The sequence below is a fragment of the Candidatus Electronema sp. JC genome (assembly GCF_048287365.2).
Classification (GTDB): domain Bacteria; phylum Desulfobacterota; class Desulfobulbia; order Desulfobulbales; family Desulfobulbaceae; genus Electronema.
The window spans coordinates 1-15,506 of the sequence record NZ_JBLWEM020000055.1 but is presented as its reverse complement, the minus strand read 5'-3'; the positions used below and the strand labels follow the sequence as shown (position 1 = coordinate 15,506).

At 57.6% G+C, this 15,506-nt stretch carries 12 protein-coding genes and 1 pseudogene; 6 read left to right on the top strand and 7 right to left on the bottom strand.

Annotation, left to right across the window (positions count from 1 at the left end; genetic code table 11):
• Positions 1–48: 48 nt before the first annotated feature.
• Genes rsmH through mraY form a run of 5 tightly spaced genes read left to right on the top strand, consistent with a single transcriptional unit; the run spans position 49 to position 7,330 of the window.
• Complete coding sequence (gene rsmH / locus ACNKH3_RS08790; protein ID WP_417917138.1) at positions 49–948, top strand: 16S rRNA (cytosine(1402)-N(4))-methyltransferase RsmH; 900 nt, start codon at positions 49–51, stop codon at positions 946–948.
• Between the two features lie 2 nt (positions 949–950).
• The gene (locus ACNKH3_RS08785; RefSeq protein ID WP_417917137.1) at positions 951–1,346 is read left to right on the top strand and encodes a hypothetical protein; all 396 of its coding nucleotides are present in this window, start codon (positions 951–953) and stop codon (positions 1,344–1,346) included.
• 5 nt (positions 1,347–1,351) lie between these two features.
• The gene (locus ACNKH3_RS08780; protein WP_417917136.1) at positions 1,352–3,337 is read left to right on the top strand and encodes a hypothetical protein; all 1,986 of its coding nucleotides are present in this window, start codon (positions 1,352–1,354) and stop codon (positions 3,335–3,337) included.
• Positions 3,219–6,251, top strand: a complete 3,033-nt coding sequence (locus ACNKH3_RS08775) for a UDP-N-acetylmuramoyl-L-alanyl-D-glutamate--2,6-diaminopimelate ligase (RefSeq protein WP_420208955.1) — start codon at positions 3,219–3,221, stop codon at positions 6,249–6,251. The genes ACNKH3_RS08780 and ACNKH3_RS08775 overlap by 119 nt, the downstream gene beginning before the upstream one ends.
• Positions 6,251–7,330: a phospho-N-acetylmuramoyl-pentapeptide-transferase gene (gene mraY, locus ACNKH3_RS08770; RefSeq protein WP_420208954.1), complete on the top strand. Its 1,080-nt coding sequence runs from the start codon at positions 6,251–6,253 to the stop codon at positions 7,328–7,330. The genes ACNKH3_RS08775 and mraY overlap by 1 nt, the downstream gene beginning before the upstream one ends.
• A gap of 600 nt (positions 7,331–7,930) precedes the next feature.
• On the opposite strand, the gene ACNKH3_RS08765 is transcribed toward mraY, so the two are convergent.
• Together ACNKH3_RS08765 and ACNKH3_RS08760 are read right to left on the bottom strand one after the other, a co-directional pair.
• On the bottom strand, positions 7,931–8,773 hold the full coding sequence (locus ACNKH3_RS08765) for a metallophosphoesterase (protein ID WP_420208953.1): 843 nt from the start codon (positions 8,771–8,773) through the stop codon (positions 7,931–7,933).
• The gene (locus ACNKH3_RS08760; RefSeq protein WP_420208952.1) at positions 8,770–9,546 is read right to left on the bottom strand and encodes an ABC transporter ATP-binding protein; all 777 of its coding nucleotides are present in this window, start codon (positions 9,544–9,546) and stop codon (positions 8,770–8,772) included. The genes ACNKH3_RS08765 and ACNKH3_RS08760 overlap by 4 nt, the downstream gene beginning before the upstream one ends.
• Positions 9,547–9,783: 237 nt before the next feature.
• On the opposite strand from ACNKH3_RS08760, the gene ACNKH3_RS08755 reads away from it, so the two are divergent.
• Positions 9,784–10,521, top strand: coding sequence for an ElyC/SanA/YdcF family protein (locus ACNKH3_RS08755; protein ID WP_420208951.1), 738 nt, complete (start codon positions 9,784–9,786; stop codon positions 10,519–10,521).
• A 97-nt stretch (positions 10,522–10,618) separates the two neighbouring features.
• Here the strand turns inward: ACNKH3_RS08755 and ACNKH3_RS08750 are convergent.
• From ACNKH3_RS08750 to ACNKH3_RS08730, 5 genes and pseudogenes are all read right to left on the bottom strand, one after another.
• Positions 10,619–11,024, bottom strand: a pseudogene (locus ACNKH3_RS08750) (Hsp70 family protein); the annotation flags it as partial.
• Positions 10,982–11,398 carry a hypothetical protein gene (locus ACNKH3_RS08745; protein ID WP_420208950.1) on the bottom strand — a complete coding sequence of 139 codons (417 nt, stop codon included), beginning with the start codon at positions 11,396–11,398 and terminating at the stop codon, positions 10,982–10,984. The gene ACNKH3_RS08745 and the pseudogene ACNKH3_RS08750, both read right to left, overlap by 43 nt.
• A 96-nt stretch (positions 11,399–11,494) precedes the next feature.
• Positions 11,495–13,039: a S8 family serine peptidase gene (locus ACNKH3_RS08740; protein WP_420208949.1), complete on the bottom strand. Its 1,545-nt coding sequence runs from the start codon at positions 13,037–13,039 to the stop codon at positions 11,495–11,497.
• Positions 13,040–13,500: 461 nt separating this feature from the next.
• A complete protein-coding gene (locus ACNKH3_RS08735; protein WP_420208948.1) occupies positions 13,501–13,824 on the bottom strand; it encodes a hypothetical protein in 324 nt (107 codons plus the stop codon).
• A gap of 385 nt (positions 13,825–14,209) precedes the next feature.
• Positions 14,210–15,286 (bottom strand): DUF4469 domain-containing protein, encoded by a 1,077-nt coding sequence (locus ACNKH3_RS08730; protein WP_420208947.1) that lies wholly within the window; start codon positions 15,284–15,286, stop codon positions 14,210–14,212.
• Between the last annotated feature and the right edge of the window lie 220 nt (positions 15,287–15,506).

Sequence of the window (15,506 nt, the reverse complement as noted above, 5' to 3'; positions counted from 1 at the left end):
GCCGCTTGTTTCCTTGACGGAACCGGGCAGGTGGTATAAAAAAGGCGGATGACGGCGCAAAAAGACGATACGGCCCGGCATGTCCCGGTGCTGCCCCGCGAGGTGCTGGACTGGCTGCGGCCTTGTTCCGGCGGCAGCTATGCCGACGGCACCCTCGGTCTTGGCGGTCATGCCGAGCTGATTCTTCGGCAGTCCGGCCCGGACGGGCGGCTGTTCGGCTTTGAATGGGACAGCCAAGCCGCCGCGCGGGCCCAAGAGCGGCTGGCGGAATTTGGCGGACGTTTTCAGCTGATTCCTTCCTCCTATGCCGAAATGGCGGCCCGCATCCGGGCGCAGGAAACTGGCCCGTTGGACGGCATTCTGCTGGATCTCGGCGTGTCCTCCCTCCAGTTCGACAGCCCGGAGCGCGGCTTCAGCTTCCAGAGCGACGCGCCTTTGGACATGCGGATGAGCCGCAGCCTGCCGGTGACAGCGGCGGAGCTGCTCAACAACCTGAACCAGGACGAGCTGGCCGATATTTTCTTTCATTACGGCGAGGAGCGGCAGGCCCGGCGCATCGCCCGCTTCATCGCCGAAGCCCGGCTGGTTCAGCCGGTGACGACCACCCGTCAGCTCGCCGAAATCGTCCGGCAGGCCGTTCCGGTCAAATATCAGCCGAAAAAAATCCACCCGGCCACCTTGGTGTTTCAAGCCCTCCGCATTGCGGTCAACCGCGAGCTGGACAACCTCGCCCAAGCACTGGCGGACGCGCCGCAGCTCCTCGCGTCCGGCGGGCGGCTCTGCGTCATCACCTTTCATTCGCTGGAAGACCGGATGGTCAAGCAGTCCTTTGCCGCCAACCCCGCCTTGCGGGTGCTGACCAAAAAGCCGGTGCCGCCTGGCGCAGAAGAAATCGCCGCAAATCCCCGCAGCCGCAGCGCGAAACTGCGCGTGGCGGAAAAAATCTGACAATGATGGTTGCGGGCAACAAGGGGCGCAATGTCCGGCGGGAGGCCCCGCGCCCCGCCGCCGCCAAGCCGAACAGCGGCTTCGGCTTCAACGGCCCGGCGCAGACCGGCCCAAGCCGCGAGCCGCTTTCCAGCGATTTCCTCCGCCTGCTCTTCCGGCTGCTGCTGGCCGCAGGCGTGGCCGTGCTGATCGTCAGCCAGCTTCTGAGCTGGCGCGTCAGCCGGAAGACTGCCGAGCTGGAACGCCTTCTTGCCGCGCAGACAGAGATCAGACAGGAGCACGCCCGCCTCGCCGCCCAGCGGGACGAGCTGGCCTCCAAGGCCCGGATCGTCGCTTCCGCCGCCGTCAAGCTGGGTCTGCATCTTCCGGCTGAAGAGCAAGAACACCGGCTGGACTGAGGCTCATGCGCAAAGCCAGCAAAGCCGTCCGCCAGCCGCTGACTGTCCGCGCCCTGCGGCAGCAGCAGGAGGCCAACAAACGGCGGCGGCGCCCTCTCTGCCTGCTGCTCGCGCTGCTGCTGGCGGCGGGCGGCATCTGGCTGCTCCGCCGTCTGCCCTTCACCCTGACAGAAATCAGTTTGGCGGTGCGGCAGAGCCTGAGCGCGGCGCAGCGGCCCGCGCCGTCTGCTCCGCCTGCGTTGCGGGGTTCCATTTATGATCGGAATATGGAGGAGCTGGCTGTTTCCTATCAGCTGCACACTCTTCGGGTGCATCCGGCGGAGCTGTCTGACCGGCAGGAGGCGGCGCGGCTGCTGGCTTTGGCCGTGGGCGCCGAAGCTGAGGACTTTCAGCGGCGGCTGGAAAGCAAAGAGCCGGTGGTGGAGCTGATTGTCGGCATTGACGCAGCGCAGGCGCAGGCGGCGGAATCCTTGGATCTTGCCGGCGTGTCCTGCCTGCCGGTTGAAATCCGCTATTATCCCGGCCACACGGCGGCTGGCCGCCTGCTCGGCTTTGTCAGCGATGGAGCAGGACTCAGCGGCGCGGAGGCGGTGTTCGATCCTCTGCTCCAGCCCGGCGCATTCCGGCCTGCGGCGACAGAAGAAATCAATTTTTCCGGTGCAACCCATCTCGGCCCGCAGGCGGCGGACATTCTGCTTTCTCTTGACCTCAGCCTGCAAAAACGGCTGGAAGGGGAGCTGGAAGCATGGCGGCGGCGGAAAGGCGCGGCCTCCGGCTCGGCTGTTGTCCTTGATCCTGACACCGGACGGCTGCTCGCCGCTGTCCGGCAGCCCGGTCTTGATCCGAATTATTTTTGGCAGACCAGCGGTCAAGCCCTGCCTAAAGAAGACGGGCCGCTTTTTCCTGCTGAATTTCTTCCAGAACTGCTGCATCCTCTGCTGGAGGAAGCGGCGGCGGCGCAGGAGAGCGGCGGCGGCCAAATTCTGCCGACAGGAATCCGCGCCCCGCAGCCCGGCTCCGGCGAAGAGAACGCAGCTCTGGCCCGCTGCTGGCATGAATTCGGTTTTGACCGCTCTGTGCCGGATCTGCTCTCGCTTGATCCCAAGCCCTCAGTGGCGGAAAACAGCGGCAGACTGAGCGCGGCGGATATTGCAGTCGGCGCAGCCAGCCTGTTCAACAGCGGCAAACGGATCAGTCCTTGGTTTCTCGAAGCAGTCTATGCCCCTGATCAGCAGCGGCTTTTCAGCCGTGATCTCAGCCGCGCCGCGCCGCAGCGGCTCCTGCCTCCCGCCGCCGGGGTGCAGCTGCGCCGCCAGCTCCTTCATCAATCCGTCTGGAGCGGCAAAGAAGGCTTTCTTTTTGTCAACAGCATTGCGGCGGCCACACAGCGGAACGGCTTGAGCGAGCAGCATCTGCAAGATATTCTCATTGCCGCCGCGCCGCAGGAGCTGCCCCGCATTCTGCTGGTCATGGCGGCAGACAGCGGTTCGCTGCGTCCGCTGCCGCCTGATGCGGAACAGGCTGAGGACAAGACCGCGCTGATGGAACAAGGCCGCCGTCTGTTGGAGCTGCTGGCTGACTTCACAGCCGAGGACAAACCGCCCTCGCCGCCGCCGGGAACAAAGAACGAGGCCAACCTGCGCCGTTTTCTCCTCAGCCGGAAGCTGAACCGGCCTGTGGCGGAGGAAAAAAATTACGATCCGGCTGCCGCTGAAACCATGCCCCGCCTTGTCGGCCTGAGCCTGCGCCAAGGTCTTCAGCACATCAACCTGCGCAGCATCCGGGTGCAAATCCGGGGCAGCGGCATGATCGTGGCCCAAAAGCCCGCCCCCGGCACTGCTTTGGCAAAAATTGAAACCTGCGAACTGACCCTTGAACCCTTTCCGCGCCATGAAAAGCCTGCGCCTGCTGCTGCAAAGCCTGCCGCCCGAACTCAACGCAAAAGTCCTGCACGGAAAAGCGGACAACGGGATACGCCGAATAAGCCCTGATTCCCGCGCAGCCGGGCCAGACTGCGTCTTTGTCGCGGTCAAGGGCAGCAAAGCGGACGGCCACAGTTTCATTCCGCAGGTAATTTCCAAAGGCTGCCCTTGCGTGGTGGTCGAGGATGATCCCGGCCCGTTAAACGGCACAACGGTAGTGCAGGTCAGCGACAGCCACGCCGCCTTGGGCTGGCTGGCCGCCGCCTTGCATGATTTTCCAGCGCAAGACATGACGCTGATCGGCCTGACCGGCACCAACGGCAAGACCACGATTTCCTGGCTGATTGAGCAGATGCTTCAGCAGAGCGGCTGCCGGGTCGGCGTGATTGGCACAGTGAACAGCCGCTGGCCGGATTCTTCCGGCAAACTGATCGCCGAGCCTGCCAAGCTGACCACGCCCGGCCCGGTCGAGCTGCAAGCCACGCTGCGGGCGATGGCCGACGCAGGCGTGACGCACGTGGTGATGGAGACATCCTCGCACGCCCTTCAGCAGGGGCGGCTGGCCGGACTGCGTTTCGATCTCGGCCTGTTCACCAATCTCACCCGCGACCACCTCGATTTTCATGGCACGATGGAGGCGTATTTCGCCGCCAAAAAGCTGCTTTTCACCCGTTATCTCAAGGAGAACGGCAAGGCAGTGATTGTCGCCGATTCTGACTGGAGCCAGCAGCTTTGCCGGGAATTGGCGGCGGAGCTGCCTTCGCTGCCGCAATTCACCTGCGGTCTTGATCCGGCAAACACCGTCTCCGCCGCTGATTTGCAGCAGGACATCCGGGGATTTTCCTGCACTCTCAGTTTGAAAGGCCGGGCGTTTCCTTTCAGCTCCCGTCTGACCGGGCGGCACAATGTGCTGAATATTCTTGCCGCAGCCGGAGCCGGTTTGGCTTTAGGGTTGAATCCAGAGCAAATTATTGCTGGTTTATCAAAGGATAGACAGGTGCCGGGCCGCTTGGAACGGGTGCGGCTGCCGGGTCTGCCTGATGAGCAGCAGCCGGTGGTTTTAGTGGATTACGCCCACAGCCCGGATGCCCTTGAAAATGTGCTGCAAACGCTGCGTCCGTTAGCTGCCGGGCGGCTGTTCTGCGTTTTCGGCTGCGGCGGCGACCGCGACAAAGGCAAGCGGCCTCAGATGGGCGCAATTGCGGCGCAATATGCCGATTTGATCATCGTCACTTCGGACAATCCGCGCTCGGAAGAGCCGGAGACGATCATCCGCGAGGCAGCGGCGGGCTGCCGCGCCGCAGGTCTGGCTGAATTCGCGCCGGAGGAGCTGGTTGCCGTGCCAGCTAAAGGCTTCATCTGCATAAGCGAGCGCAGAACCGCCCTGCATACGGCCTGCGCCTTGGCAGGGTCGGAGGACATTATCTTGCTGGCGGGCAAAGGCCATGAGGATTATCAGATCATTGGCGCAGAGCGGCATTTTTTTGATGACCGGATTGAAGCGGTCAACGGGCTGCTGCGCTGGAATCTGCGGCATTTGCTTGAAGCAACTGGCGGGAAAATAAGAGGGCAGGCACGGGAGCCTTCCCCTGCGTTTACGTTTGGCAAGATTTCCACTGACACGCGCAGCCTTGCGCCGGGAGATGTCTTTATCGCTTTAGCCGGGGAGAAATTCGATGGCCATGATTACGTGCAGACGGCGGTCAAAGCCGGAGCCGCTGCGGTTATTGTTCATCGAGAAGTGCAGGTTCCTGCCGATGTGCTGCTTGTTCACGTAGAGGATACTTTGCAAGCCCTGCTCGATCTGGCCGCATACCGCCGCAGGCTGCTTGGAAAAAATTGCATCGTAGCCGCAATCACCGGCAGCTGCGGCAAGACCACGGTCAAGGAATTAGTCGCGGCAATCTTCAGCCGTCATTTTGCTGAGGTGAAGACCGGCATCAATCCGGTGCTGAAGACGCAGGGCAATTTCAACAATTTGGTCGGGATGCCGCTCTCGCTGCTGCCGGTTGCGGCTGGTCATGGTGCGGCGGTGCTGGAAATGGGCATGAATCATCCCGGCGAGATTGCCCGGCTTGTTGCGTCGGCGGAACCGGACATCGCCTGCATCACCAACGTGCAGGCCGCGCACTTGGAAGGCTTGGGCAGCATTGAAGGCGTGGCCAAGGCCAAAGGCGAGCTGTTCGCCGGAATGCGGCCAGACACGGTCAGCGTGATGAATTTGGATGATCCGCAGGTGCGCAAGCTGCCGACGAATTCAGCGCGAATCATCGGCTTCGCAATCACGCCGGAAGGACTCGGTTTCAAGCCGGAGGTCAGCGCGGCGAGCATTGCTGATCTCGGCGAAAAGGGAATGCGCTTCATCCTGCGCATCAGCGGCTGGGAGCAGGAAATCACGATTTCTCTGCCCGGCCTGCACAGTGTCAGCAACTGCTGCGCTGCCGCTGCGGTCGCTTATGCCGCTGGCATTGCGCCGGAAACCATCGCCGCTGCTTTGTCTGCCCAGCAGGGCGTGACGGACAAGCGGATGCAGCTTGTCACGCTGCCGGGCGGCGTGCAGGTGCTCAATGACTGCTACAACGCCAATCCCGGCTCAATGTCCGCAGCTTTGAAGACCCTGCGCGGTTTCGGCAAGGATTGCCAGCACATTGCTTTGCTTGGCGACATGCTGGAATTGGGCGCATCTTCAGCCGAGGCGCATAAAAAAATTGGCCGCGAAGCTGCGGAACTCAGTTATGATGCGCTGGCTGTTGTTGGCAATTTTGCTGAATATGTTGCCCAAGGAGCGCGGCGGGCGGGCATGGCGGCGGACAAAATTCATCTTTTTTCTGACACCAGCGCGATGGCCGCTTGGCTGCTTGGTGCAATCGATAAAAAACAAATCACGGCGGGCGACTGGCTCCTTCTCAAAGGCTCGCGGGGAATGCGGATGGAAAAGGTGCTGGAGGCCGCGCAGGCCCGGCTGAACGGAGAGGCCCGCTGATGTTTTATAATCTCGTCTTTCCTCTGCACGAATATTTCAGCGCGCTCAATGTCTTCCGTTATGTGACCTTCCGTTCCATCGGCAGCGCGCTCACCGCTTTTCTCATCCTTTTTCTCTTTGAACCGGCCTTTATTCGCTGGCTGAAAAGTCAGCGCATTGGCCAGGTGGTGCGCGACGACGGCCCGGAAAGCCATTTCAGCAAGCGCGGCGTGCCGACCATGGGCGGCTTGCTGATCCTTGTCGCCATCGCTGTGGCCACGCTGCTTTGGGCCAATTTGCGCAATGAACTGGTCTGGGTCTGCCTCGGCCTGACCCTTTTTTACGGCTTGATCGGTTCGGTGGACGACTGGCGCAAGGTGACGAAGAGCAGCAGCAAGGGGCTGTCCGCACGGGGAAAACTGATTCTGCAAATTCTCGGCGGCCTGATGGTCGGCCTGTACCTGCATCTGCATCCGGCATACGACGGCGGCCTGAGCCTGCCCTTCCTGAAAGGCGTGCGGCCTGATCTCGGCTGGTGGTACATCCCCTTTGCCGTGGCCGTGATCGTCGGCGCGTCGAATGCAGTCAATCTCACCGACGGACTGGACGGCCTCGCCGCCGGGCCGGTGATGATTTCCTCCTCAGTTTATTTGATCTTCGCCTACGCGGTCGGCAACGCGGGCATGGCGCATTATCTGCAAATCACGCATGTTGCGGGCGCAGAAGAGGTGGCGGTGTTCTGCGCCGCCTTGGCCGGCGCCTGCCTTGGCTTTCTTTGGTACAACGCCTATCCGGCGCAAGTTTTCATGGGCGATGTCGGCTCCTTAGCTTTAGGCGGCGCGCTGGGCACAGTGGCGATCATCATCAAACAGGAAATTTTGCTGGCGATTGTCGGCGGCATTTTTGTCATGGAAGCCTTGTCAGTGATCATTCAGGTCGGCTATTTCAAGGCCAGCGGCGGCAGGCGCATTTTCCTCATGTCGCCGTTTCATCATCATTTTGAGAAGAAGGGCTGGACAGAGCCGAAAGTGGTGGTGCGTTTCTGGATCATCTCGATTATTCTTGGCTTGATGGCTTTGGCGACGCTGAAGCTGAGGTAAGAGACAATCTATGATGCAGCAGCCGTTTGACCGCAGCAAGCATGTCTTCCGCAACGACGCTTTTGTTGAATTAGTGAAAGACGCTGTGCTATTTTTCAAGGGAACACCGGTTCACCGCCTTCCTCAGTAAAAAGATTTTTTAGAAACAGGTGTTTATTCGCTTTATTAAATTCAGAATCATCGGCGCATAGCGAGAGGAAATACGGTAGATTAGCAATGCATCTTCGGGTTACCGCTCCAAAATCATAGACAGAAAATTATAGCTGGAGCAGAATAATTCTAAAACTCATTCTTCGGCAATCTCAGGAATTGAGCAATCTTCGACTCCTCTCAGAGTGCTTTGTTTGTGCAAGTGCCCTGAGCGAAGTCGAAAGGCATTCTATAGTGCTCCAACTATAAATTTGCAATAATTGGCATGCCGCCGCCAAAAAAGATGAAAATGGGAGACAAAGACGGAACAAAGAGCAAGAAGCAGATGGCCCAGAAGTATGGCCAAGAGGTCGGTCAAGGCCACGCAGGAAAAATAGCTGAGAAAGGTTGCCTGCTGGCGCACAGTTTCCGAAAAAAGAGCGGCCCTGCATTCCTGACGGCAAAAACTGATCACGCTGCGGACGGTCTGACTAATTCCAGCACAGCGATTTCCGGGTAACAGTTAAAGCGCACCGGATAAATCGCCCAGCCAATGCCCCGGCTGATGAAGAGCTTGGTCTTCGACGTGTCAATCAGGCCGCTGGAGTACTTTTTGTTGCTCACCGGCAGCACAGGCGGGCCGTAGAACGGCAACCGCACTTGCCCGCCGTGCGTGTGGCCACTCATCACCAGCGCGAGCGATGTCTTGAACGGCGTGTCCACAGAATCGGGATTGTGGGAAAGGAGGATGCGGCAGTCGTTTTCCTCAGTACCCGCAAAGGCTTGGTCGATCTTCAATTGATCTTCCCACAAATCGCCTGCGCCGCCGAGGGCGAGCCGCTCTTTGCCCCGCTCAATCACCTTGTGCTGATGGCGGAGGTTCTGCCCGCTGCGCTCCAGCCAATACAGAGAGCGTTCGGTGTCCGCCCAATGATCATGATTGCCTAAAACCGAGAACACGCCATGCCGCGCTTGCAGCTGCATGAGGAGCGGCCAGACCTGATCAATCTCCGCCGTGGTGTTCTTGGCATGAACATAATCGCCGGTGCAGAAGATGGCATCAGGACGCAGGGCGTTGGTGCGCTCCATCACTTTTTTGATGAAGGCGGAGGAAACCAGCGAGCCGAAATGCAGATCAGTCAGGTGAGCAATGGTGAAGCTGTGAAAGGCGGGCGGCAGATTGGCAAGCGGAATCTGATAGCGGTTGACGAGAACGATGTTACGTTCAATCAAGACCGTGTAGCTGCCTGCCAGCGCGGCGGCAAGGCCGTAGGCAGCCAGACGGAGCGCGGCTCTTCGGCTGATCGCGCTCATTTGCTTTTTAATGCCTCAATCACCTGCCGCATCTCCCACGCGCCGGTCAGCTCCAGGAAGATGTCCTCCAGGTCAATCGCCTGGCCGCTTTTGCCCGCCTGGCTGCGCAGTTCCTCCATCGTGCCGATGACGCGCAGGGTGCCGTTGGTGATGATGGCGATGCGGCGGCAGAGTTCCTCGGCAATTTCAAGAGAATGCGTGGACAGAAAGATCGCCGTGCCCGCCGCCGCTTTCTGCTTGAACAGCTCCTTGACGATGCGGGCGGATTTCGGATCCAGCCCGACCATCGGCTCGTCAATGATCAGCAGCGGCTGGTCGAGCATGAAGGCCGAGGTCATGATCAGCTTCTGCCGCATCCCGTGCGAGTAGCTTTCAATCAGATGATCCTGCCACTTGCTCAGGTCGAACAGCTCCAGATACTGCGCTGACGCGGCCTTAAACCGCTCTTCCGGCAGACGGTAGAGGCTGGCGATAAACTTCAGGTACTCGCTGCCGGTGAGCTTTTCAAAAAGCCAAGGCCGGTCGGGAACATAGCCGGTGTCCTGCTTGCAGGCAAGAGGCTGCTCGGCCAGCGACTTGCCGTTGATCATGACCGTGCCGCTCTCCGGCTGAAGCAGCCCGGCCAATATCTTGATCGTGGTGGTCTTGCCTGCGCCGTTCGGGCCGAGAAAGCCGAAGATCTCCCCGGCTTCCACCTCAAGGCTGATATTGTTCACCGCCGTGAAATCAGCGAAGGATTTGCAGAGATTCTGGATTTGCAGGACGGGGTTCATAGGACGCTCTTGCTCAGAATTTATGTGAGACGGCAACGCGCTGCCGCATCTGAACTGTATCCAGCCTGCCGTTCAATTTCAATGGCTCGTGCGCGTCCGGCAGAAATATCTTTCGCGGCCCCGCCGATTTTTCTGTTGCGCATCCTGCGCAGGGCTTGTTACGCTGGCGGAAAACAAACCTCCTGCCCTGATATTTTGCGAATGATCGCTCTTGCCCGTTTTTTCACCCCTTTCCTGATGCCTCTGCCGCTGGGGATGCTGTTCATCCTGCTCGGTCTATTTTTTATTCTGTTCGGTTTGCGCAAGATAGCAGCACTGTCGCTCCTGTGCAGCTTGGCGATTTTTCTGGTCTTCGGCTACGGACTGCCTGCCCGCCGCAGCAGACTGCATGACATGGAACGGCAGTATCCGCCTCTCCAGCTGGCGCAGCTGCCGGACGAGCAGCGGCAGCAGATCAAGTTTGTGGTGGTTTTAGGCAGCGGCCATGTCAGCGATCCGGCGGTGCCGGAAACCGGCCAGCTTGGCACGGCCTCGCTCTACCGCCTTGTTGAGGGAATCCGGCTGCACCGGGAGCTGCCGGAGTCTTGGCTGGTGGTCAGCGGCGGCGCGAGCCAGGAAGATCCGCTGGCCAACGCGGCGGTGGTCGGGAGGACAGCGCAGCAGCTTGGCGTGGACGGCGGCAGGCTGGTGATTGAGGACCGGCCCCGCGACACGGTGGAGGAGGCGCGGCTGCTCGCGCCGCTGCTGAAGGACGCGCCCTTCATCCTCGTCACCTCGGCGGCGCACATGGGCCGGGCGATGCAAATTTTTCAGAAGCAAGGCTTGCAGCCGCTGGCCGCGCCGACCGATTTCATCCTGAAAGACCGGCAGCGGCTCTCGTCCGGCAGCCTGCTGCCGTCCAGCTTCAATTTGGGGGTGTCCGAGCAGGTTGTGTATGAATGGCTGGGCAGCCTGTGGAGCTGGGTTTCGGAATAAACAGTCTGACGATGGACAAGAGGAACCGTTATGCAGATTGGGAACGCTTTCAGAAAAGAAAGGTTCGTCCCTGCTCTGCGCATTGAGGACAGCCTGTGGCCGAGACATGCAGGATACCGTTCGCGTCGAGGTCAAAGGTGACTTCGATCTGCGGCACACCGCGCGGCGCAGGCGGAATGTCCTTCAGCTCGAAGCGGCCAATGGTCTTGTTGTTGGCAGCCATCTCCGCTCACCCTGAAGTACGTGGATGGACACGGCAGGCTGGCTGTCCGCAGCGGTGGAGAAGACCTGGTCGGGACCGTGGTGTTCTTCTCGATCAGCTTGGTCATCACGTCGCCCTGAATCGCCGCGCCGACCGCAACGACCTCGTCCGGGTTCACGCCCTTGTGCGGCTCTTTGCCGAAGATCGCCTTCACCTTCTCCTGCACTTTCGGCATCCGGGTCATGCCGCCGACCAGAATCACATCATCATCAAGTTTGGCATCCTTGAGCGCGGTTCGGCAGAAGAAGGTTGATTCTCATTGTTTTCCTCAAAATACTCAGGAGATTTCGTGATGATAACATCAGATATGAACTCTTCCAGAGGTTCTGGGATAACAACTGCATGGACAGAATAGTTTTCGCTGGAGTTTGTAATGGTTGCTTCATCAATACCGAATGTCTGAGCGAAAATTTCCTTCGTTCCTGTTATTGATAAAGACATGCGATCATTCGCGCCGACAAAAAATCCAAGTTGCTCTAATTTTTGTTTAGTTTCCAATATGCGCTCTTCCTCGACATAAAATTCAGCTACATTCCTTGAAGTCAGCGGGACAGTCGCGTTCAGAATAGATGTGCCGTCAGCCTTTCTGAGGATCACTTGGCCAGATAGATTCATTTTTCTAACCTATTGCTTGAAGAGGATGTATTTGCTGCCTCGATACTATCGAGGCAGCAAGATTTCAACTTAGAGGCCGGAACCAACCAGCAGCACTTACCTCGAACGAAGAGTGTCAATCAAATCATCAATGAACTCTTTTGGCACTTCCGGCATCGCCCCGCTGTGCATCATGCTTATTTGCTCTTCTTTCGAGGCAGCAAAAAAGGCAGCGGCAACATCCCCCATCGTCTTGAGATACGCCCATTTGGCATCAGCAAGCCCAGCACCAGTGGCCAGATCGTTTCCGGGGCCTGCTGCGTCACCCATATGAGTGGTGCCAGCAGTAACATCACGGGCACTGGATATGAGCTTCTGCTTCACTTGGACAGGCGTAAGATTTGGATCTTTCTCTAACATGAGAGCGCAGATGCCGGCAATCTGAGGACAAGCCGCAGACGTTCCGCTGAAGAGGCCCCACCCATCATTTGCCGCCCCTGTTGACGGCTCAATACCGTCAAGCTGTGCACCTTCTTGAACTGGCAGCATGATACTTGGAGCTTTTCCTCCGTTGATATCGACTCGTTTGCCAGTTAACCCACAAAGATCGGGAACACGGCGGCCTGGATAGAATGAGCTTACAAAGCTGCTCGCATAACTGGATGCTTCAAGCTCAAGGCCAGGATAATTTACATGCACTCCGCCAACAGATATTACATCTGGATGACTTCCTGGGAATCCATAATGCCCATTTCCAGCAGAAAAGCATACAGTAACGCCGCTTGCAACAGCATTGGCAACAGCTGCCTCTAAAGGTTTCAACCAGTCTGGGATTAATCCATTTCTATCTACATTGTATCCCCAACTGTTCGTGAGAATCTGAGGCTTAGGGGAGCTGTTCAGTGCTGTATTGATTGCTCCGACTGCATCGTTTCCAGCTTTTACAGGACGCAATCGGCAATCAGGAGCGCACGAGAAAATGTTTGCTGATTCCCCAGTGCCATGTCCATTAATATCCTCGTTTTGATTGACAGCACCAGGGCCAAGGAGTGTGTCTAAAACACGATATCCACGCCAACTGAAGAAAGGATGGCGAAAGAAGCCTGTGTCTATCATGCCTACAACAACATTCTTTCCAGTGATGCCAAGGCGGTGCACTCTTGCGGCCTTGAGGATCACGGCGACTTCGTCCGGGACGAATAAATACCTGTAGGCAGAGCTATGAATTTGAGCTATCGGAGGTAAAGGAGATGCTGAGAAATAGATAGGCGGTCTTGCTATAACAACACCTTCAATTAACTGTGCCAATTCTCCTGGCGCGTTCATTACTTCCGTGCCATTCTCATCCGCAGCGGCACTGAAAAAACTAACTTCATTCCCATGACTGTTCTCTGTTGATCTTGTGGTCAGGTGAGCATTGAAAAACTCTTGGAAGAGTTTAGCCGTGCCTCCTATCGAGATCGTTGTGTCACTGCTTCCCTCTTCAAACACATGGAATCCCGCTTCGGTCAATGCGCGTTTTGCGTCGCGCACATCAGCAGCGTCTGATCGGAACTCATCTATATTCTTTGCGGTAATAGTGGTGTCGCTCGCGAACAGAGATCTTGGCCCCAATGAACGTGGAGACACATGTCCAATGACTTCATACTCTTTTTCAGGCATTTTGAGAACTCCTATTAATGATATTTACGCATGACATGTGTCATGCGGCGGTGCAGCCAAAAACAAGCATACGATACCTACCCTTCGCTTCCAGCAAATCGCCAGCCAGATTGCCTGAGTACGCATTTATCTGAGCCAATCCAGCATAAGCAAAAAACGTGCCAGAACTGCCAAGAGCACATCAAGCTGATTTTACACCTTATCTCGTCATGCTCTTTTGCGGCTTGCCGAAGCTGGCTTCGATTTAAGCTGCTTTCAGCGAAGCTCGCTTTGTTTTTCACCCCACCCTCACCTATAGCACATCCACAACCCTGCTCGAATACACATTCCTCGCCATCTTCACCAAGTCAGCAAAGCCATGTCTCCAGACTGCTGAACCTTCAAAGCCCGGCAGCGTGTATTCATCATTGCACTGCCGGGCCTGCCTTGCCGTTGTCGGTCAGATTAGAGCAGAGCTTTTTTTATTTTCCTGCTGAATCTGCTTTCTCGCTGATCTGCCGTACAGCGAATGAGACCGGCACACCCTCCCGCAGCATGTAAAAACAGCCTTGCAACCCGCTGAATGTCGTCATGATGCCGGTGATGGATTTGCTGGCAAGGTTACCAGAGTAGGTCGTCTCAGAGTTGTTGAAAGTGAACATGAACATTCCGGTGACCTGCACCCACAGACCGTTGTAGTGACCATCGCTCCAAGTGCCATCGGCTTTAATGTCCATCGTCACGCTGCTGTAACTGCCATCGCAGTGCCAATCGTAGAATAGTGTCCATTTTCCAGTAACAGCCATGATGCTCTCCCCTTTTAAAGCCGCTTGATGGAACAGGCGTTATCAGCGCGGCAAATGACACGCCTGTGTTGAGTTGCAAAACAAATTTAACCAGATAGAGTTGAAGTGTCTACCCTCACACCCTCACTTCCAGCACATCCACCACTCTGCTCGAATACACATTCCTCGCCATCTTCACCAGCGCGGCATAATCATTCACCCGAATCTCCAAGCTGCTGACCGTCGATCCGGCAAGGTCACTCTATGTGCAGAATAAAGCAATAAACGTGCCAGAACTACCAAGAGCATATCAAGCTGATTTTGCAGATTATCTCGTAATGCTCTTTTGCGGCTTGCCGAAGCTGGCTTCGCTTCAAGCTGTTTCCAGCGAAGCCAGCTTCGTTTTTCACTCCACCCTCACCTCCAGCACATCCACCACCCTGCTTGAATACACATTCCTCGCCATCTTCACCAAGTCAGCAAAACTGTTCACCCGAATCTCCAAGCTGCTGACCGCCGAGCCAGCAAAGCCCTGCAAGGTGAGCGGCCCGTTCGCTGTGACCGTCACGACTGCGCCTGCTTTCCCGCCCTCCTCCATATCGAGCAGGCTGAAGAGCAGATGACCCGCGTGGATATCTAAAACCGCCTGAATCCGCAGGGTTTTGTCCGCGCTCACGCTGCCGCCGGTCACGCTCACATACGGACTGTCCGCGCTGCCAGTAAGGATGCCGACATCCGGCGGATTGGGATGGCCGAAGTTCGTCAGGGTCAGCGGCGAGCGCAGCTTGCGGCCGTAGATGCCGCTGCGCACCGTGCCGTGCTCGGTGTACTGGGTGCTGATGGAGAGGATATACTCATTGTTCCACGGATGCGCCTGCGCCGGGATTTCCGGCACCAGCAGCACGGAAGCATTAGCAATCACGGCAAATTGGCTCTGCGCGGCCCGCCCGCTTTGAGTGCCCTCAATGACGCAGCCGCAGCCTTCCTCGCCTTCTTCAAAAAAGAGATTCGTGCCGGTCAGTTTCAGCACGCCCTTGGGATTAAGCACGTCCTTCAGCTTGAGCTTGGTGTCTTCGGCAGCGGCGATCAGCGGTTGCTTCTGCTCAGGCGGGAGGCGTTCGAGCTGGGCCGCATGACGCAGCTCGCGCATGAACGGCACTGAAGCGTGGATATTGACCTGGATCAAGTCGTCGCGGTTAGGCAGCGGAGCATCCGGCGCGGCCAATTTACCAACAAAAGAAATACGATAGCTGAAGGCATCCTCCAGCGTGATTTGGTCGCCGTTGATCAGATGCCGCTGAATCGCCTTGCGCTCCGCCCGCATAACAGCCTCGACTAATTCCGCGTTCCAGTTCGGATTTTCCGCTGCAATTTCAGCGGCCAGCTCGCTGTAGCCGACTGTGTTGCGCGGCACAAAAAGCATTTTGTAGGACTGGGGAACGGTGAGGGCGTTGACGGCGGGCCGCCATTGAATCGTCGGCATGACTGTTCTCCTGCGCAGAAGAAAGGAAGGGGCCGGACAAGCGGCTGACTGCTTGTTCGCTGAAGGCTGCTGCGGACGATATAGCCGTAGCACAATAAATTGACTATAAGCATGGTTGCTGAAAAATCTCATCTGTCGAACAGCCAAGTTTTCTTCTGAGTGCCTTTGCTTGCGCCCATTTATGCTCTATGGGGTTCAAATCAGGAGAATATGGCGGAAG

Excerpts from the sequence above, each read along its gene's own strand:
- ACNKH3_RS08765 (WP_420208953.1), bottom strand. The coding sequence starts at position 8,773 with ATGAGCGCGATCAGCCGAAGAGCCGCGCTCCGTCTGGCTGCCTACGGC.
- ACNKH3_RS08730 (WP_420208947.1), bottom strand. The coding sequence starts at position 15,286 with ATGCCGACGATTCAATGGCGGCCCGCCGTCAACGCCCTCACCGTTCCC.
- ACNKH3_RS08785 (WP_417917137.1), top strand. The coding sequence starts at position 951 with ATGATGGTTGCGGGCAACAAGGGGCGCAATGTCCGGCGGGAGGCCCCG.
- rsmH (WP_417917138.1), top strand. The coding sequence starts at position 49 with ATGACGGCGCAAAAAGACGATACGGCCCGGCATGTCCCGGTGCTGCCC.
- ACNKH3_RS08780 (WP_417917136.1), top strand. The coding sequence starts at position 1,352 with ATGCGCAAAGCCAGCAAAGCCGTCCGCCAGCCGCTGACTGTCCGCGCC.
- mraY (WP_420208954.1), top strand. The coding sequence starts at position 6,251 with ATGTTTTATAATCTCGTCTTTCCTCTGCACGAATATTTCAGCGCGCTC.
- ACNKH3_RS08760 (WP_420208952.1), bottom strand. The coding sequence starts at position 9,546 with ATGAACCCCGTCCTGCAAATCCAGAATCTCTGCAAATCCTTCGCTGAT.
- ACNKH3_RS08745 (WP_420208950.1), bottom strand. The coding sequence starts at position 11,398 with ATGAATCTATCTGGCCAAGTGATCCTCAGAAAGGCTGACGGCACATCT.
- ACNKH3_RS08755 (WP_420208951.1), top strand. The coding sequence starts at position 9,784 with ATGCCTCTGCCGCTGGGGATGCTGTTCATCCTGCTCGGTCTATTTTTT.
- ACNKH3_RS08740 (WP_420208949.1), bottom strand. The coding sequence starts at position 13,039 with ATGCCTGAAAAAGAGTATGAAGTCATTGGACATGTGTCTCCACGTTCA.
- ACNKH3_RS08735 (WP_420208948.1), bottom strand. The coding sequence starts at position 13,824 with ATGGCTGTTACTGGAAAATGGACACTATTCTACGATTGGCACTGCGAT.